At 71.0% G+C, this 18,834-nt stretch carries 15 protein-coding genes and 1 tRNA gene; 11 read left to right on the forward strand and 5 right to left on the reverse strand.

Annotated elements, in window-relative coordinates; translation table 11 throughout:
- Positions 1-106: 106 nt before the first annotated feature.
- Positions 107-1,588, reverse strand: coding sequence for a mannitol dehydrogenase family protein (locus AAEP80_RS17195; protein ID WP_420365266.1), 1,482 nt, complete (start codon positions 1,586-1,588; stop codon positions 107-109).
- Between the two features lie 146 nt (positions 1,589-1,734).
- Here AAEP80_RS17195 and AAEP80_RS17200 point away from each other — a divergent pair, with 146 nt between their 5' ends.
- The 5 genes from AAEP80_RS17200 (at position 1,735) to AAEP80_RS17220 (ending at position 7,210) form a co-directional block, all read left to right on the forward strand.
- Entirely contained in the window at positions 1,735-2,373 is a 639-nt protein-coding gene (locus AAEP80_RS17200) for a TetR/AcrR family transcriptional regulator (RefSeq protein WP_281265412.1), read from the forward strand.
- 74 nt (positions 2,374-2,447) lie between these two features.
- Complete coding sequence (locus AAEP80_RS17205) at positions 2,448-5,084, forward strand: MMPL family transporter (protein WP_420365267.1); 2,637 nt, start codon at positions 2,448-2,450, stop codon at positions 5,082-5,084.
- Between the two features lie 223 nt (positions 5,085-5,307).
- The gene (locus AAEP80_RS17210) at positions 5,308-5,751 is read left to right on the forward strand and encodes a MarR family winged helix-turn-helix transcriptional regulator (protein ID WP_420365268.1); all 444 of its coding nucleotides are present in this window, start codon (positions 5,308-5,310) and stop codon (positions 5,749-5,751) included.
- 50 nt (positions 5,752-5,801) lie between these two features.
- Positions 5,802-6,014, forward strand: coding sequence for a hypothetical protein (locus AAEP80_RS17215; RefSeq protein WP_402730100.1), 213 nt, complete (start codon positions 5,802-5,804; stop codon positions 6,012-6,014).
- 98 nt (positions 6,015-6,112) lie between these two features.
- On the forward strand, positions 6,113-7,210 hold the full coding sequence (locus tag AAEP80_RS17220; protein WP_420365269.1) for an alkene reductase: 1,098 nt from the start codon (positions 6,113-6,115) through the stop codon (positions 7,208-7,210).
- 60 nt (positions 7,211-7,270) lie between these two features.
- Here the strand turns inward: AAEP80_RS17220 and AAEP80_RS17225 are convergent, their stop codons facing one another.
- A complete protein-coding gene (locus tag AAEP80_RS17225) occupies positions 7,271-7,846 on the reverse strand; it encodes a nucleotidyltransferase family protein (protein ID WP_420365270.1) in 576 nt (191 codons plus the stop codon).
- Between the two features lie 232 nt (positions 7,847-8,078).
- Here AAEP80_RS17225 and AAEP80_RS17230 point away from each other — a divergent pair, with 232 nt between their 5' ends.
- From AAEP80_RS17230 to AAEP80_RS17245, 4 genes are read left to right on the forward strand one after another with little or no spacing between them, the layout of a single operon-like run.
- Positions 8,079-8,894, forward strand: coding sequence for an FAD binding domain-containing protein (locus tag AAEP80_RS17230; protein ID WP_420365271.1), 816 nt, complete (start codon positions 8,079-8,081; stop codon positions 8,892-8,894).
- Positions 8,891-11,677, forward strand: a complete 2,787-nt coding sequence (locus tag AAEP80_RS17235; RefSeq protein WP_420365272.1) for a molybdopterin-dependent oxidoreductase — start codon at positions 8,891-8,893, stop codon at positions 11,675-11,677. Before AAEP80_RS17230 ends, AAEP80_RS17235 begins: the two co-directional genes overlap by 4 nt.
- Positions 11,677-12,687 (forward strand): XdhC family protein, encoded by a 1,011-nt coding sequence (locus AAEP80_RS17240; RefSeq protein ID WP_420365273.1) that lies wholly within the window; start codon positions 11,677-11,679, stop codon positions 12,685-12,687. Before AAEP80_RS17235 ends, AAEP80_RS17240 begins: the two co-directional genes overlap by 1 nt.
- A 23-nt stretch (positions 12,688-12,710) precedes the next feature.
- Positions 12,711-14,108 carry an amidohydrolase family protein gene (locus AAEP80_RS17245; RefSeq protein ID WP_413601245.1) on the forward strand — a complete coding sequence of 466 codons (1,398 nt, stop codon included), beginning with the start codon at positions 12,711-12,713 and terminating at the stop codon, positions 14,106-14,108.
- A gap of 95 nt (positions 14,109-14,203) precedes the next feature.
- Here the strand turns inward: AAEP80_RS17245 and AAEP80_RS17250 are convergent.
- From AAEP80_RS17250 to AAEP80_RS17260, 3 genes are all read right to left on the reverse strand, one after another.
- Positions 14,204-14,276, reverse strand: a tRNA-Arg gene (locus tag AAEP80_RS17250).
- A gap of 94 nt (positions 14,277-14,370) precedes the next feature.
- Positions 14,371-15,156: a dienelactone hydrolase family protein gene (locus tag AAEP80_RS17255; RefSeq protein WP_402730091.1), complete on the reverse strand. Its 786-nt coding sequence runs from the start codon at positions 15,154-15,156 to the stop codon at positions 14,371-14,373.
- Positions 15,157-15,167: 11 nt separating this feature from the next.
- Positions 15,168-16,586 carry a glucose-6-phosphate dehydrogenase gene (locus AAEP80_RS17260; RefSeq protein WP_420365274.1) on the reverse strand — a complete coding sequence of 473 codons (1,419 nt, stop codon included), beginning with the start codon at positions 16,584-16,586 and terminating at the stop codon, positions 15,168-15,170.
- 79 nt (positions 16,587-16,665) lie between these two features.
- On the opposite strand from AAEP80_RS17260, the gene AAEP80_RS17265 reads away from it, so the two are divergent.
- Both AAEP80_RS17265 and AAEP80_RS17270 read left to right on the forward strand, forming a co-directional pair.
- Positions 16,666-17,823: a Gfo/Idh/MocA family protein gene (locus AAEP80_RS17265; protein ID WP_420365275.1), complete on the forward strand. Its 1,158-nt coding sequence runs from the start codon at positions 16,666-16,668 to the stop codon at positions 17,821-17,823.
- On the forward strand, positions 17,820-18,746 hold the full coding sequence (locus AAEP80_RS17270; RefSeq protein ID WP_420365276.1) for a sugar phosphate isomerase/epimerase family protein: 927 nt from the start codon (positions 17,820-17,822) through the stop codon (positions 18,744-18,746). Before AAEP80_RS17265 ends, AAEP80_RS17270 begins: the two co-directional genes overlap by 4 nt.
- Positions 18,747-18,834: the final 88 nt, after the last annotated feature.

Consider the following 18,834-nt stretch of genomic DNA (forward strand, 5'->3'; position numbering starts at 1 on the left):
CCGCGCGCGGCGTGGTACCCCGGTACGACACGGACGGGAGGCTCGTGGCGGAGTCCGCCACGAGCCTCCCGTCCGTCTTCCGGTCACGCGCAGGGCGCGACCCGCGTCAGGAACGCGACAAGCGCTCCACCGTGGCGTGCGCGCCGTCGGCGATGAGTCCGTCGAGGGCGTCGCGGTAGGCCGCGACGAAGCGCTCGTCGTCGACGAGGTCGCCGAAGACCTGCCGGTTCGCGATGAAGGCGAGCCGGTCGTCCCGCTGCGTGATGGCGATCCGGTTGAGGGACTCGGCGAGCCGGTCGACGATCTGGATCGGCTCGCCGGACTCGTCGGTTCCCTCGTCGTACCTCGCCCACGACGCGACGATGCCGGCGGACAGCGTGACCGGACCGCCGGACGCGAGGTTGTCGCGGACGACGGGCAGCAGCCACTTCGGGATGCGGTCGCTCGACTCGGCGCAGAGGCGCGCGAGGGTGTCCCGCACCTCGGGGTTCTGGAAGCGTTCGATCAGCGTCGACTTGTAGTCCTCGAGGTCGATGCCGGGCACGGGGTGCAGCGTCGGGGTCGCTTCCTCGTCCATGTAGCGGCGCAGGAACGTCGCGATGGCGGGGTCCTGCGTCGCCTCGTGCGCGTAGCGGTACCCGGAGAGGTAGCCGAAGTAGCAGAGGCCCTGGTGCGACGCGTTGAGGAGCCGGAGCTTCATGAGTTCGTACGGCTCGACGTCCTCGACGATCTGCACGTCGGCGTCCTGGTACGGCGGGCGACCAGCCGGGTGGTCGTCCTCGAGCACCCACTGGAAGAACGGCTCGGCGACGACGGGCCAGGCGTCCTCGATCCCCAGGTCGTCGCGCACCATCGCCCGGTCGTCGTCGGTCGTCACGGGCGTGATCCGGTCGACCATCGAGTTCGGGAACGACACGTGCTCGTCCATCCAGTCCGCGAACGCCGGGTCCTGCAGGCGGGCGTAGGCGGTGAACATGTCCCGGGCGACGTGCCCGTTGCCCAGGATGTTGTCGCACGACATGACGGTGAACGGCTGCTCGCCACGATCGCGCCTGCGGCGGAGCGCCTCGACGACGAGGCCGAAGACGGTGTGCGGCGGCTGGTCCCCGCGGAGGTCGGCGACGACGCCCGGTTCGTCGGCGACGAACTCCCCCGTGACGTGGTCGAAGTTGTAGCCACCCTCGGTGATGGTGAGGCTGACGATCTTCGTCTCCGGGTTCGCCATCTTCTCGACGACGGCGTCCGGGTCGTCCACGGCGAGCATGTAGTCGACGATGCTGCCGATCACGCGGGTCTCGAGCGAGCCGTCCGGGTGCTTGAGGACCAGCGTGTACAGGCCGCCCTGGTCGGCCATCGCGGTGGCCATCCTGCGGTCCTGCTCGAGGACCCCGACGCCGCAGATGCCGTACTCGCGGGCCTCCCCCTGCTGCAGCAGCCGGTCGATCACCATCGCCTGGTGCGCGCGGTGGAAGCCCCCGACGCCGAAGTGGACGATGCCGGCGGTGATCCCGGCACGGTCGTAGGTGGGGACGGCGATCCCGCTCGCCGCGATCTCGTCGAGGGTCTCCGGGGACAGGCGGACGGACATCGGTACTCCTTCGTACGGCGGTCGGGGCAACCGCCAGTCAACCACGAGCACACGTGTGCAGAACACCTGTTCCGCATGGGGTACGTGTCTGAAGATCCACTCCACATTGGTGCACTCAGTGCATCGATGCACTTAGTGTCTTCGATGTGACCCTCTCGATCGACCGTCGTGCCGCCCTCAAGGCGAAGCACCGCGCGGCGATCCTCCAGGCCGCTCGCGACCTCGTCGAGGAACGTGGCGATCGCGACTTCAGCGTCGACGACCTCGCCACCCGTGCGGACATCGCCCGCCGCACGGTCTTCAACCACTTCGGGTCCCTCGACGAGGTCCTGTTGGCGGTCTGCGAGCAGGAACTCTCGGTGATCATCGACCGGTTCCTGAGCGACGTCGCGAACACCCCGGTCGGCGACGGCAGCCGGGCATCGATGTTCGACGAGCTCGAGTCAGCCGCACGCGGGGCGGACATCGCACCGGCGATCGCGAGCATGTACCGGATCCTCGGCGATCCCGAGAAGGAGAACCAGAAGGCCGCCGTGCTCATCCAGACGGCGTTCACCAGGGTCACCGAGCGCCTCCGGATCGAGGTCGCCCGCCGCTACCCCGGCGCCGACGAGCTCGACGCGTGGCTGCTCGTCGAGTCCCTGATGAGCGGGATCGTCGTGATCGCCGAACACTGGCTGCGGACGACCGGCCCGCGCCTCGACCAAGAAGCGCTCGACGACTGGGATGCCCTGCTCGGCAGGCTCGTGCACAGCGTCCGCAGCGGGTACATGCCCGCGCACTGAGACTGCACCTCCAGGGGTCCACCGGCGTGCCCCGCCCAACCAGCACCACCACAACGAAAGGAACGGGGCACCGCATGGCCGGTCTGCTCTACCGCCTCGGACGATTCTCCGCTCGGCGGCATTGGCTCGTGATCGTCTCCTGGATCGTGATCATGGGGATCGCGGGCGGCACGTACGCACTGTTCGCCGGGTCCATCTCGTCGTCGATCACCATCCCCGGCACCAAGACGTCCCAGGTGCAGGACGAACTCGCGGACAAGTTCCCGAGCGCGAACGGCGGCAACGGCACGCTGGTCTTCGAGACAAAGAGCGGCGACGCGTTCACCGACGCGCAGAAGACCGACATCGCGGACTTCATGAAGGACCTCGAGGACCTGAAGGGCGTCAAGGGCGCGACCAGCGGATTCGACACCCAGCAGCAGCTCGACGACCAGCGCCAGAAGCTCGTCGACGGGCAGCAGCAGATCGACGACGGCCGCACGAAGATCACCGACGGGCAGCAGCAGCTCGACGCGCAGAAGCAGCAAATCGAGGACGGCAAGACGAAGATCGCCGCCGCCCAGGCGCAGCTCGACACGCAGAAGCAGCAGGCAGCGGCGGCCGGTGGCGCCGCGGCAGCCGCCGCCGAGGCCCAGCTCGCGCAGGCACAGGCGCAGATCGACGCCCAGCAGCAGCAGATCACCGCCGGTGAGCAGCAGATCGCCGACGCACAGAAGACGATCGACGCGAACACGCAGAAGCTCGACGACAGCGAGCAGGAGCTGCAGCAGGGCACGAAGCTCCTCGACCTGTCGAAGGACATCCGCTTCGTCTCGAAGGACGGCAGCGCCGCGATCGGCACCGTCCAGTTCACGAAGTCCACGTACGAGGTCCCGCAGACCACGAAGACGGCCATCTCCGACAAGGCCGACTCCGCCGGCATCAGCGGCGTGAACGTCTACGTGTCGAACGACATCGCCCAGGGCGTGCCGTCCATCCTCGGCCCGGGTGAGATCGCCGGTGTCATCATCGCCGCGCTCGTGCTGTTCTTCATGCTCCGCACGGTCATCGGCGCCGCGGTCCCGCTCGTCAGCGCGCTGCTCGGCGTCGGCGTGGCATCGCTCGCCGCACTGTCCTTCTCGAGCCTCGTCGAGTTCATCTCGGTGACGCCGGTGCTGGGGGTGATGCTGGGCCTGGCGGTCGGCATCGACTACTCGCTGTTCATCCTGAACCGACACCGGACCCAGCTGAAGCAGGGCATGCAGGTGCACGAGTCCATCGGGCTCGCCAACGGCACCTCCGGGAACGCCGTGGTGTTCGCGGGCGCGACCGTCATCGTCGCCCTGCTCGCGCTGAACATCACCGGCATCCCGTTCCTCGGCCTGATGGGCACGGTCGGCGCGGTCGCGGTCTTCTTCGCGATCTGCATCGCGACGTCGTTCACACCGGCACTGCTCTCGCTCATCGGCATGCGGATCCTGCGGAAGAAGGAACGCGCACGCATCGGCAACACGGGCTCGACGCGGGTCCCGAACAAGCCGATGTCGACCTGGCGCGCGATCATCACCCTGGTGGCGGGGGTCGCCGTGCTCGGGACCATCGCGCTGCCTGCGGCGCAGATGCGCCTCGGCCTGCCGAGCGGCTCGTCCGAGGCCGTCGAATCCAGCCAGTACAAGGCCTACAAGACCCTCGACAAGGAGTTCGGCGCCGGTCAGAACGGACCGCTCCTCGTCGTCGCGACCCTGCCGAAGGCCATCGACGAGGACGACGTCACGGCGACCGAGGTCACCATCGGCGAGGCCATCGCGAAGAACGACGACGTCGACGCCGTCCTGCCGATCGGCGCGTCGAAGGACCGCTCGATCATCGCCTTCCAGGTGAAGCCGAACGGCGGCCCGGACAGCGTCTCCACGGAGAACCTCGTCAAGGACCTCCGCGCGCAGAACGTGACCGTCGACGACGGCAAGGCATCGCTCGGCGTCGCGGGCAACGCATCGGCCAACATCGACGTGTCCGAGAAGCTCGCGAACGTCCTGCCGCTCTACCTCGTGGTGGTCGTCGGCCTGTCGCTCATCATCCTGATCATCGTGTTCCGGTCCTTCCTGGTCCCGATCACGGCGACGGCGGGCTTCATCCTGTCGGTCCTGGCGTCCTTCGGTGGCCTGACCGCCATCTACCAGTTCGGCTGGCTCGGCAGCGTGTTCGGGGTGCACGACCCCGCACCGATCCTGAGCTTCCTGCCCATCATCGAAATCGGCATCCTGTTCGGGCTCGCGATGGACTACCAGCTGTTCCTGGTGTCCGGCATGCGGGAGGCGTACGCCCACGGCGCATCGGCGAAGGTCGCCGTCCAGCGTGGTCTGCATGCCGGTCGGGCGGTGGTCACGGCGGCGGCGATCATCATGATCTCGGTGTTCGCGGGGTTCATCTTCTCGGACTCCTCCACGATCAAGCCCATCGGCTTCGGCCTGGCGTTCGGTGTGCTGGTCGACGCGTTCGTCGTCCGCATGCTGCTCATCCCGGCGGCGATGCACCTGCTCGGCCAGAGCGCGTGGTGGTTCCCGAAGTGGCTCGACCGCATCGTGCCGGACGTCGACGTGGAGGGCGCGAAGCTCGAGCGCTCCCACCCGGTCGCCGGGCACGACGACACCCACACCGGTTCGCACGCGCTCCCCGTCGAGCCCGACGCGAACGCGCACGAGTCCGGTCACCCGCCGGCGCACCGCGCGTAGCGACGCACCAGCCTGGAGGCCCGGTGCCGGTCCGTCGGACCGGCACCGGGCCTCCTGTCCGTGCGCCCACCCCGCGCTGCCCGCCGCGCCCGCCCGCGCTGCCGACTCGGAACGACACCGTCGCTGTCGTACGACAGCGGTCCTGTCGCCCCTTGCACGCGCAACCACCCGCACGAGCACCCGATGCGCGCGATCGTTCGTACACGAACGGTACGCTGGGCGCATGGCGCAGACCGAGATCGACCCCCTCGCCCTCGACCGACAGCTCTGCTTCGCGCTCGCGGCCACGAGCCGCAGCGTCATCGGGCTGTACCGCGACCTGCTCGAACCGATGGGCCTCACGCACCCCCAGTACCTCGTGATGCTCGCCCTGTGGGAGCACGACCCCCGCTCGGTGCGCGAGATCGCCGGCGAACTCCGCCTCGAGTCCGCGACGCTCAGCCCGCTGCTCAAGCGGCTCGAGGCCTCCGGGTACGTCAAGCGCACCAGGAGCAGCAGCGACGAACGACAGCTCGAGGTCTCCCTGACGACCGCCGGACGAGCACTCCGCGAGCGCGCCCGCTCGGTGCCGATCGCCGTCGCGGACCGGCTCGGGTGGCCGCTCGACCGACTCGAACGACTCAAGGACGAGCTGACGGAACTCCTTGAACTCGTCGACACCGTGTGATCCGCATTCGTTCGTGCCATAATGATGAGTGCACGAATGAAAGGACCATCGTGGGACGCTTCGGCAGCTGGTACGAACGCTGGAACAGCACGCTCATCCGCAAGATGGGTCCGTCGCAGATCGGTGCAGGGCACCCGGAAGGCGTCGACGACCGCAGCATCGACCGCCCGTGCCCGATGTGCGGCGCGGCGCTCTCGCGACACCAGGTGATCCGGCCGGAGGGGCAGGTCCGGTCCTCCACGCTGGTCTGCCCACGCGACTGAGCCCACCAAGACCGGGCCAGACGGGACTGCGTCGCCCTGGAACTGGGAATCGACCCCGTGCCGGAATTGCACCGAGCAACACGACGTTCCACCTCGTCGTGAAGCTCTTCGAACCCGCCACCTTCGGCGCACTCCCCCTGTCGAACCGCATCGTCATGGCCCCGCTGACCCGCACGCGCGCCGGCCAGCACGGCGTCCCGAACGACCTGCTCGTCGAGCACTACGCGCAGCGTGCGAGCCTCGGTCTCATCGTCACCGAGGGCACCTGGCCCGTCCAGGAAGGCCGCTCGTACCCCGGCCAGCCCGGCATCGAGACCGACGAGCAGATCGCCGGATGGCGTCGCGTGTCCGACGCCGTGCACGCGGCCGGCGGCACCATCGTCATGCAGCTCATGCACGGCGGCCGGGTCTCGCACCCGTCGATCGCCGGCACGCCCCGCATCGTCGGACCGTCCGCCGTCGCAGCACCGGGACAGACCCACCTGGCCGACGGCTCGAAGGCCGACATGCCGGTCCCGCACGAGCTGACCACCGCCGAGGTGCAGGACGCCGTGCAGGGCTTCGTGCAGGCCGCCCGCAACGCGATCGCCGCCGGCCTCGACGGCGTCGAGGTGCACGGAGCGAACGGGTACCTCGTGCACGAGTTCATGTCGAGCACGTCGAACACCCGCACCGACCAGTACGGCGGCTCCCCGGAGAACCGTGCCCGCTTCGCGATCGAGGTCACCACCGCGATCGCGGAGGCGATCGGCGCGGACCGCACCGGCATCCGCCTGTCGCCGGAGCACGGCATCCAGGGCGTCATCGAGAACGACCCGGCGGACGTGCTGGCGACCTACACCGCCCTCGCCGAGGGTCTCGCACCGCTCGGCCTGGCGTTCGTCGACGTCCTGCACGCCGAGCCGACCGGCGAGCTCGTGCAGCACATCCGTCGCACGGCGGGCGCCCCGTTCATCGTGAACTCGGGCTTCAGCGCGCTGACCACCCGCGACGAGGCGATCGCCCTGGTCGACGGCGACCACGCGGACGCCGTCGCAGCCGGACGCGCCGCGATCGCGAACCCGGACCTCGCGCACCGCTGGGAGCACGACGCCGAGCTCAACGATCCCCGCCCCGAGCTGTTCTACGGCCAGGGCGCCGAGGGCTACACCGACTACCCGACGCTCGCCGAGTCGCGCGCGACGGCCACCGCGTAGCAACCGGGCAGCAGGACCGACGGGAGGCCCGTGGCGGGATCGCCACGGGCCTCCCGTCCGTCACGGCGCCGGTCGGTCCTGGTCAGAGCCGTCCCACAGGTCGGCGCACTCGACACGATCTGCGCCGTTCCGGCGCAGGTACGCGCCGGCGCCCCGATCCCCGTCGAGTTCGGCGCGGACAGCGGGCCAGTGCGCGCGACCGAGGAGGACGGGGTGCCCCGGACGGCCGTCGTGGACGGCCTGGCGGAGCGTGTCCACGCGGGGTCTCGGCCCCAGTACCCGGCGGACCGCATCGGCCGGGAGCCCGGGCAGGTCGACCAGGGTGACCAGGGCGGCATCGACCGCCTGGTCCACCTCGAGCGCGGTGAGGCCGGCGTCGAGGGAGGCACCGAGCCCGTCCCGCCACCGCTCTGCGACGGTCACGCTGACCGCTGTCCGTGCGGGGACGAGCGCGTGGGCCTCGTCGGCGGCGGCACCGAGGACGACGACGACGCCGTCACAGCCGCCGTCGAGCAGTGCCCCGACGGCCAGTTCCAGCCACGGTCGGCCGGCGTCGTCACGGACGAGCGCCTTCGGCCGGCCCATGCGCGTGCCAGCGCCGGCGGCGAGGACGAGTCCGACGGTCCGGGTCTGCATACCCCGAGCATGCCAGCCATCACGAGGCGACCCCGTCGTCACGAGGCGAACCCGTCGTCACGAGACGTTCCGCGCCGGAAACGGGGCCGAAACACTCGTTTCCTAGTGTGGCGCCCACGACACCACCGATCGAGGAGATCAGCGATGGCCTGGAACCGGGGCATGATCGCGCACGGCCGACAGCCGATCAGCGCAGACGCCCTGTTCCTCCACGCCCAGATCGGACCCGTCCATGGACCTCGTCACCGTCCGCACCGTGCGGACGCCGTCGCACCGCGACGAACTCGCACTCGAACCAGGTGAGCGGCCGCTCGCCGGCGGCACCTGGCTCTTCTCCGAGGAGCAACCGGGGCTGACCGGCCTCGTCGACCTCACGACGCTCGGCTGGCCCGACGTCGAGCGGTCCCCCGGAACGCTCACGATCGCGGCGACGTGCACGATCGCATCGCTCCTGCGGTTCGCACCAGACGACGACTGGCGCGCCTGGCCGCTCGTCGACCAGTGCGCGAACGCCCTCCTGGCCTCGTTCAAGGTCTGGAACGCCGCGACGGTCGGCGGGAACGTCGCCGTCGGGCTCCCCGCCGGGGCGATGACCGCGCTGCTCTGCACCCTCGACGCGATCGCCGTGGTCTGGACGCCGTCCGGTGGCTCGCGGCGACTGCCGGTCGCGGAGCTGGTGCGAGGGGTCAGGACGCTGGACCTCGGACCCGGCGAGGTGATCCGGGCGTTCGAGGTACCGACCGCTGCGCTCCGTGCCACGACCGGGTACCGCCGGGTCGCCCTCAGCCCGCACGGCAGGTCAGGGGCGCTCGTGACCGCCCGGTGGGACGCGAGCGGGTTCGTGCTCGTCGTCACCGCCGCCACGCCCCGTCCGCTCGTGTTCCGTTCCACGACGGTCCCGTCCGCGGCCGAACTCGACGCCGCGATGGCCGCGCACGACGACTGGTACGACGACCCGCACGGCTCCCCCGACTGGCGTCGAGCGGTCAGCACCCGGTTCGCACACGAGCTCCTGGACGACGCGGCGAGCGCGGGAGGTGCGTCGTGAGGTTCGAGGTCGACGGCACCCGGCTCGACGTCACGCCCGAACCGGGGCAGGTGCTGCGGACGCTCCTCCGCGAGCACGGGGTCACCTCGGTGAAGAAGGGCTGCGACTCCGGCGACTGCGGCGCGTGCTCGGTGCTCGTCGACGGGACCCCGGTGCACTCGTGCATCACCCCTGCGCACCGCCTCGAGGGGCGCACCGTCACCACGGCCGCCGGACTCGGCACGCCGGAGCAGCCGCACCCGGTGCAGCGCGCGTTCGCCGACGCCGCGGCGTTCCAGTGCGGGTTCTGCACCGCGGGCTACGTCGTGACCGCATCGACGCTCGACGCCGACGACCTCGACGACCGCCACCGGAAGCTCAAGGGGAACCTCTGCCGGTGCACCGGGTACCGCGCGATCTCCGACGCCCTGGACGGCGTCCGCAACACGGTGTGCGCCGGCGCCGGAGCAGCGGTCGGGCAGTCCGTCGCCGCCCCTGCAGCGATGCGCATCGTCACCGGGAACGAGGAGTACACGCTCGACGTCAGGAAGACCGAGGCGCTGCTCCACCTCGCCGTCCTCGGCAGCCCGCACCCGCACGCCCGCATCGTGTCGATCGACACCACCGAGGCCGAGGCGCTCGACGGCGTCCACACGGTGCTCACCCATCACGACGACCCCGGCGTGCTGTTCTCCACCGGCCGGCACGAGTCCCGCCTCGACGACCCCGACGACACGCTGGTGTTCGACGAGGTGCTGCGCTTCCGTGGCCAGCGCGTCGCAGCCGTCGTCGCGGACAGCGTCCGGATCGCCGAGCAGGCGTGCGCGCTCGTCCGCGTCGAGTACGAGGTCCTGCCGAGCGTGCACGACCCCGACGCCGCGCGCGCTCCTGGTGCGCCGCTCCTGCACGCAGACAAGACGACGGTCGAGCACCGCATCGCAGAACCCGCCCGCAACGTCGTCGCCGCGCTGCACGGCGAGACCGGGGACGTCGAGCGCGCGCTCGCGGACTCCGCCGCGACCGTCGACGGCACGTGGACGACGGGTCGCGTCTCGCACGCCGCGCTCGAGACGCACGCGACGCGCGGTTCCGTCGACGCGGACGGGAGGCTCGTGCTGCGGACCGCCACGCAGGTCCCGTTCCTGGTCCGGGACGAAGTGGCGCGGGTCTTCGGTCTGGACCCGGACCGTGTCCGCGTGGTCGCGAAGCGTGTCGGCGGCGGGTTCGGCGGCAAGCAGGAGATGCTCACCGAGGACCTCGTCACCCTCGCGGTGCTCCGCACCGGTCGCAGCGTGCAGTACGAGTTCAGCCGGCGCGACGAGTTCACGATCGCCCCGACCCGGCACCCGATGCGCGTCCGGGTCCGGCTCGGCGCGACGGCGGACGGCACGCTGACGGCGATGCACGTCGACCAGACGATGGACACGGGCGCGTACGGCAACCACGGCGTCGGCGTGATGTTCCACTCCGTGAGCGAGTCCGTCGCGGTCTACCGCTGCCCGGTGAAGCGCGTCGACGCCGAGTCGGTGTACACGAACAACCTGCCGTCTGGGGCGTTCCGCGGCTACGGGCTCGGGCAGGTCGTGTTCGCGATCGAGTCGGCGATGGACGACCTGGCGCACGAGCTCGGCATCGACCCGATCGAGCTCCGTCGGCGCAACGTGATCGTGCCGGGCGACCCGCTCGTCGTGACCGACCCGCACGAGGAGTCCGACCTGCGGTGGGAGGGCAGCTACGGGCTCGACCAGTGCCTGGACCTCGTCGAGGACGCACTCGCCGGCGGACCCGTCACCGAGGCACCCGCGATGGACGGGCCACCGCTCGACGACTCCCCGGACTGGGCGACCGGCACGGGCATCGCGCTCGCCGCCATCGCGACGATGCCGCCACGTGGCCACCACGCCCACACCTCCGTCGAACTCACCGCGGGTGGTCGCTACCGGATCGGCGTCGGGACGGCCGAGTTCGGCAACGGGACGACGACCGTGCACACGCAGCTCGTCGCCACCGCGCTCGGGACCACCCCGGACCGGGTCGACGTCCACCAGTCCGACACCGACGCAGCGCGCTACGACACCGGGGCGTTCGGATCGGCGGGCGTCGTCGTCGCCGGCCGAGCCCTGTACGCGGCCGCGCAGGCGCTCCGGGAGGACATGACCGCGCGGGCGCTCGAGCTCGTCGCCGCGCGGACGCCCAGGACCGCCAGCGGGGTGCTCGGTCCTGCCGTGGCGATCGAGCCCGACGGGGTCCGGGTCGGCGACGAACGTGTCACGGTCGACGAACTGCTGGCGCACGGTCCGCTCGTCGCGCACGGCACGCACGACGGGACCCCGCGGTCGCTGGCCTTCACGGTGCACGGCGCCCGGGTCGCGGTGCACCGGCCCACCGGCGAGGTCCGGGTGCTGCAGAGCGTGCAGGCCGTCGACGCGGGCACCGTGCTGAACCCCGAGCAGCTCCGCGGCCAGGTCGAGGGCGGTTCGGCGCAGGCGATCGGGTCCACGCTCTACGAAGAAGTGGTCCTCGACGACACCGGCCGGGTGACGACAGACAGCTTCCGCGCGTACCGCGTCCCGAAGATCTCCGACGTGCCGCGGACGGAGGTGCGCTTCGCCGCGACCCACGACCCGCTCGGACCACTCGGGGCGAAGTCGATGAGCGAGGCGCCGTACAACCCCGTGGCGCCGGCGATCGCGAACGCCGTGCGGGATGCCATCGGCGTCCGCCCGTACCGGCTGCCCATGACCCGCGACCGGATCTGGGCGCTCGCCACGGGCGCCGGACGGCCCACCGACGGAGGTGCGTGATGTTCGAACTCGCACCGCGCCTCCTGGCCGTGCTCGACGGCGGCGACCCCGTCGTCGTCGCGACCGCCGTCGACGTCACGGGCAGTGCGCCCAGCGGGGCGGGCACCTCGATGGCGCTGCTCCCCGACGGACAGGTCGTCGGGACGATCTCCGGCGGGTGCATCGAGGGGTCGCTGTTCCTGACCGCCGAGGAGGTCATGTCGACCGGGGAGCCGGTGCTCGAACGGTTCGGGTTCGAGGACCCCGCCGACGCGGTCTGGGCCCCGGGGCTGCGGTGCGGCGGACGGGTCGAGGTGCTCGTGCACCGCATCGATCCGTCGGACCGGGTCGTCGTCCGAGCACTCCGCGCGGCTGCTGCCGGGGACCCCGTGTCCATGGGACTGTCGCTCGAGCCCGACACGCTCGCTGTCGCCGACCGCTGCGACGGACGCGTCTTCACCGAGCACGCCGACGTGCGCGCGCGGTGCATCGTCGTCGGTGCCGTCGAGTTCGCGGTCGCCGTCACCAACACGGCGGCGATGCTCGGCCACGCCGTCACCGTGGTCGACCCGCGTCCGGTGTTCCTGACCGACGAACGGTTCCCCGCCGCCCGGGAGCGCATCGTCGGCTGGCCGCCGCGGGTGCTGGCCGACCTGCCGATCGACGAGCGGACCGCCGTGGTGCTGCTCTCGCACGACGACCGGTTCGACGCCGCCGTGATCGACCTCGCACTCCGACGCGGGGCCGGGTACGTCGGCGCGATGGGCTCCCGCGCGACGCACGCCCGCCGGCTGTCCGCGCTCCACGAGCTCGGGACCCCGGACCTCGACCGACTGCGCTCCCCCATCGGACTCGACATCGGCGCCACGACCCCTGCCGAGATGGCGATCTCGATCATGGCCGAGGTGATCGCGGTGCGCACCGGTGCATCCGGTCGGCCACTCGTCGACGGCGCGGGGCCGATCCACGCCCCGGCGTTCCGGGGGCCTGCCCGCGCGGCTGTTGGTGACCGTGCGGAAACACCCTCGTGACACGCGCTCAATACCGTCGGAGCATGTCCCAGATCCTGATCCGCGGCGGATGGGTCCTCACCGCCGCCCCCGACCACAGCGACACCCCGGCCGCGATCCGCGACGGTGCGGTCCTGCTCGACGGCGACCGCATCGCCGCGGTCGGGACCTTTGCAGAACTGAGCGCGGCGCACCCCTCTGCGACGGTCCGCGGCGGCTCGAACGACATCGTGACGCCCGGCTTCGTGAACACGCACGGGCACTTCAGCGAGGGGCTCATCACCGGGATCGGCTCGCAGTACACGCTGTGGGAGTGGCTACAGGAGCTCATCTCGCACGTCAACCCCGTGATGACGCGCGACAAGGCGTACGCCGGCACGATGCTCCAGGGCATCCAGATGCTGCGCAGCGGCGTCACCACCGCGAACGACATGTTCTGCTCGGACCCGATCCCCGGCGAACCGGCCACCCTCGGTGTCGTCCGGGCGCTCGAGGAACTCGGGCTCCGCGGCGTCGTCTCGTTCGGGTCGGGCGACGTCGACCGCGGCTTCGGACCCGGCCCGATCCTGGAGGAGTTCGACGCGCTCCGCGAGACCGCCGACGCCAGTCGCTACAGCACCTTCCGGGTCGGCATGTCCTCCATCGGGCGGTACACCGACGCGGCGTGGGAGTCGCACATCGAGTACGCCGTCGCGGGCGGCCACGGCATCCACGTCCACGTCCACGAGGTCCGCGAGGAGGTCACCGCCGCCCGCCAGCGCACCGGCCGCACCGTCGTCGGGCACGCCGAGGCCACCGGGATGTTCCAGGTGCCCGTGATCGCCGCACACAGCGTGTGGATGGACCGCGACGACCGCGAGCGCTACGCCGCGAACGGGGTCGGCGTCGCGCACAACCCCGTCGCGAACGGCATCCTCGCCAGCGGCATCGCACCCGTCGCGGAACTCCGCGCGCTCGGCGTGCCCGTCGGCATCGGGGTCGACGGCCCGGCCTCGAACGACTCGCAGGACTTCCTGCAGGCGATGAAGACCGCTGCACTCCTCGCCCGCATCCGTGACCTGCAGGCCACCGCGATGAGTGCGCGCGAGGCGTTCGAGATGGCCACCATCGGCGGTGCCGCTGCGCTCCGGATGGAGGACTCCATCGGGTCGCTCGAACCAGGGAAGCGTGCGGACGTCGTCGTGTTCGACGGGGAGAGCCCGACGCTCGCGAACGTCCACGACCCCTACCAGGCCGTGGTCTTCGTGGCGGGCAGTCGGGAGATCGAGGACGTGTGGGTGGACGGGTCGCTGAGCCTCGAGCACGGTGAGGTGACCCGCGTCGACGTGCACGAGGCCGTCGCACGGGCCCGCCCGCTCGCTCGGCAGCTCGTCGCCGAAGCCGGACTCGAGCGCCTGTCGGTGCTGAACGGCGGGGCGTTGGACGACACGGAGCGGCCGTAGCCGCCGGGCGGCCTCGCCCGACAACGCAGCAGGCCCCGGCGGGATCCGCCGGGGCCTGCTGTTGTTCGGTGTCGTACCCGTCACCGGGGGTACCGTGCGCTCGAAGGGACTCGAACCCCCAACCTTCTGATCCGTAGTCAGATGCTCTATCCATTGAGCTACGAGCGCGTGGCTGCCGAAGCGGCCGTGGAAGACTCTACAACAGGTGCAGGCCGGAGCGCCAATCGAGCAGACCACGGGCCGGTGTTCGGCGTGTCGCCGGTCAGAGGCCGGCGAGCTCCTCGCCGAACACCTCTGCGAGGAAGACCTCGAGGGCCTGCCACGACCGTCGATCGGCCAGCGCTTGGTACTGCGCCCCGTGGTCGGGCGCGTCCGTCCCGGGCACCGCGAACGCGTGCATCGCACCCGCGTACGTGACGACCTGCCAGTCGACACCTGGTGCCGCACGCATCTCGTCCTGCCACGCGGCGACCTTGGCGTCGGGGACCACCGGGTCGGCCGCGCCGGTCAGCACCAGGAGCGGGGCGCGGATCGCTCCGGCGTCGGAGGGCTCGTGCGTCAGCAGGTTGCCGTGGAAGGACACGGCGCCGGCGAGGTCGGCGCCGGTGCGGGCGAGCTCGAGTGCGGCAGACCCGCCGAAGCAGTAGCCCATCACGACGATGCGGGAGTGGTCGACGTCGGGGTCCTCGCGGAGCCGGTCGAGTCCGGCCTGCACCCGGGCACGCATGAGCGGCAGGTCCTGGTAGTACGACGACGCCACCTGCCCGGCGGTGTCGTCACCCGGTCGGACGTCCGCGCCGTAGACGTCGGCACCGAACGCGACGTAGCCGAGACGCGCGAGCATCGTCACGCGTGCCTCGACGTGCTCGTTGACGCCGTGCCAGTCGTGGACGACGAGGACCGCGGGGCGCGGGCCGGACACCGCGGCGTCCTTCGCCAGGACGCCGGCGAGCGCCGTGCCCTCGTGTTCGTAGTGCACGGGTTCGACGGTGATGTCGGATCCGGCTGGTTCGGGAACGGTCTGCAGGACGTCGTCGATCGTGGTCACGTCTCCGGACGCTACGCCTGGATGTTGTCCCAGCCCTCGGGTCCCTCGGAGCCTGCGGGGTAGTCGTCGAGCGGGACCTTGCCGGCCTGCCACGCGGTGAGGAACGGCTCGACGACCTTCCAGCCCTGCACGGCGCTGTCGCCGCGGACAGACAGGGCGGCATCGCCTTCGAGGACACCGGCGAGGACCTCCCCGTAGGCGCTCAGGCGTCCGGGGTTGAAGCTGACCTCGAGTGCGGTGTGGTCGATCGTGTAGGGGTCGCCCGGTCCGTTGACGTTGAGCTCGAGCTGCATCTGGTCGGGGGCGATCCAGATGCGGAGCCGGTCGGGGCGCTGCACGCCGGTGAGCCCGTCGGGCACGTGCGGGGAGTCCTTGAACGTGATGACGATCTCCCGGCGCTGCGCTCCGAGCGCCTTGCCCGAGCGGAGCGTGAACGGCACGCCCGCCCAGCGCCAGTTCGCGATCTCGAGGGTGATCTGCGCGAGGGTCTCGGTGCCGATCTGCGGGTCCACCCCGTCCTCGTCGACGTAGGAGGGCAGGGACCGCTCCCCGATCGTCCCCGCGGTGTACCGCCCGCGCTTCCCGGCGGTGAGCGGGTCACCGCCCCACGGCCGGACGGCACGGAGCACGAGTTCCTTCTGGGTGCGCAGGTCGTCGGCGTCGATGGACGCCGGTGCTTCCATCGCCACCACGGCCATCACCTGGAGCAGGTGGCTCTGGATCATGTCGACCAGCGCGCCTGCCTTGTCGTAGTACCGAGCGCGTCCCTCGAGCCCGAGGGTCTCGTCGTAGACGATGTCGACCCGGTCGACGTGGACGCTCGACAGCAGCGGTTCGACGATGCGGTTCGCGAACCGCAGGCCGAGGAGGTTGAGGACCGTGGACCTGCCGAGGAAGTGGTCGACGCGGTGGATGCGTTCCTCGGGCAGGAACGAGTGCAGGACGTCGTTGAGGTGCTCGGCGCTGGCGGCGTCGGTACCGAACGGCTTCTCGAGCGCGAGCCGGGTCCCCTCCGGCAGGTCGAGTCCCTTGAGCACCTCGCAGCTCTTCTCGGTGACGGCGGGCGGCAGCGCGAAGTACACGGCCGGGTCGTGCTGGCATGCCGCGAGCAGTGCCTTCAGGTCGTCGGCGTCCGTGACGTCGGCCTTGCGGTAGCTCGACGCGTCGACGACGGACTGCAGCCGCTCGGGGAGCTTCGCCGTGCCCTCGGCGCCCTCGTCCTCGTCCTTCGATGCCTGCGCGTTCTCGAACGACTCGTGCACGAGCTGCTTCCAGTCGGCGTCCGAGATGTCCTCAACGCCGGCACCGACCAGCTGGATGTCCCAGTCCGTCTTGACCTCGAGCAGGGTCGCGAGACCCGGCAGCAGCAGTCGTTTGGACAGGTCGCCGCTCGCTCCGAGGATGAGCAGTGTGGTCTGGAGGCTCGCCATGCCTCAGAACGTACCCATCGGTTCCGGCGCATGGTCGGCTCGCTCGAATACGGTGGAGGGAACGGCGCGAAGGAGCACCATGACGAACGAGGACACCGGACGACGACTGCGAGTGGTCGTCGTCGGCACCGGGATGATCGCGGCGGTGCACGTCCGTGCCGCCAGGGCGGCCGGAGCGGACGTGCTCGGGGTCCTGGGCAGGAACGCGGAGCGCTCCGCGCAGGTGGCCGCGCAGCTGGACCTGCCGAAGGGGTACGGCTCCCTCGACGAGGTGATCGCGGACCGGCCGGACGTCGTCCACGTGTGCACCCCGAACGACCAACACCACCCCCAGGCGCTCGCGGTGATCCGGGCCGGCATCAACGTGGTGTGCGAGAAGCCGCTCGCGGTGTCGAGTGAGCAGGCGGTGGAACTCGAACGCGCGGCAGCCGAGGCCGGCGTCGTGGCGACGATCCCGTTCGTCTACCGCTTCCACCCGATGGTGCGCGAGATCAGGGCGAAGATCGCCGACGGGGACCTCGGCCGCGTGCTCGCCGTCCACGGCCACTACCTGCAGGACTGGATGCTCGACGAGGACTCATCGTCGTGGCGCGTCGACGCGGGCGCCGGTGGACTGTCGCGGGCGTTCGCGGACATCGGCTCGCACTGGTGCGACCTGGTCGAGTTCGTCACCGGCGAGCGCTTCGGGTCGGTGAACGCCGTGACCGACATCGTCTACCCGACCCGACCGGCCGCGTCGGGTCCGTCCTTCTCGGGTTCCCCGGACCCGGATCCCCTCGCCGACGCGTCGACGCGCGCCGAGGTCACCACCGAGGACACCGCCGTCGCGACGTTCCGGACCGGCTCCGGTCGCATCGGCAACGTGGTGATCTCGCAGGTCGCAGCTGGACGCAAGAACCGGCTGTGGTTCGAGGTCGACGGGACCCGCGGCAGCGCGGCGTTCGACCAGGAGCAGCCGGAGTCGGCGTGGTTCGGCAACGAGACCGGGGCGCAGATCCTGGTCAGGGACCCGGCCCAGGGGTCGCCGGACCAGCGACGCCTGGCGATCGTGCCGTCCGGGCACCCGCAGGGCTACCTCGACGCCTTCTCGGCCTTCGTCGCGGACACGTACACCGCGGTGCGCACCGGCGACGCCCCCGACGGCCTGCCGACCTTCGCCGACGGGGCACGGTCCGCCCGCATCATCGACGCGGTCGTCGCCAGCGCCGGTGACGACGCGTGGAAGGAGATCGCATGAAGCTCGGGATGCTCACCGCGTGCCTGCCCGGTTGGTCGCTCGACCGCATCGCGGAGTTCGCCGCGGAGCAGGGCTACGAGCGGCTGGAGGTCGGCGTCTGGCCGGGCACGGGCGGCCGGGACTTCGAGGCAGCGCACCTGCCGGTCGCGACCTTCACGGAGTCCGACGCAGCGCAGACCCGGGAGCTGCTCGACCGCACCGGGCTGGAGATCAGCGCGTTCGCCTACTACGAGAACAACCTCCACCACGACCCAGTCCGTCGCGCCGAGATCCGCGCGCACCTGTTCCACGCCGTCGACGCCGCGGCGATGCTCGGGGTGCCGTACGTCGGCACGTTCATCGGTCGGGACAACACGCTGTCCGTCCGCGAGAACATGCGACTCGGCGACCGGGTGCTGCCCGAACTCGTCGACCACGCCGGCGAACGCGGGGTGCGCCTGATCATCGAGAACTGCGTCATGGAGGGCTGGCACCCCGACGGCTCCCCTGGGAACATCGCGTACTCCCCCGAGCTCTGGGGGTGGGTCACGGGGCTCGGCTTCGGCCTGAACTGGGACCCGTCGCACCTGACCTGGATCGGCATCGACCCGGTCGAGACGATCCTGCCGTTCGCCGAGCACATCGTGCACGCGCAGGCGAAGGACGTCGAGCTCTTCCCCGCGAAGCGGAACGAGTACGGCTTCTTCGGCAAGGTCGACAAGGGGGACGACCCATGGGACATGGGCTGGTGGCGCTTCCGGGTCCCGGGCCGTGGTGTCGTGGACTGGCCGCACGTCGTGGACCGGCTCTACGAGGCGGGGTTCGACGGCACGCTGAGCGTCGAGCACGAGGACCCGCTGTGGGGCGGCACCGACGACCGGGTGCTGGAGGGCCTCAGGATCGCACACCGCACGCTCCGCCCCCTGATCGCCGAGGAGCACTGATCGCCGAAGAGCACTGACCGCCGAGGAGCACCGACCACACCACAGGTGTTGCCTGTGTGAACTTCATGTGACGAGTTGCGCCGAGGGC

The sequence above is a fragment of the Curtobacterium sp. L3-7 genome, from assembly GCF_048756585.1.
Lineage (GTDB): Bacteria > Actinomycetota > Actinomycetes > Actinomycetales > Microbacteriaceae > Curtobacterium.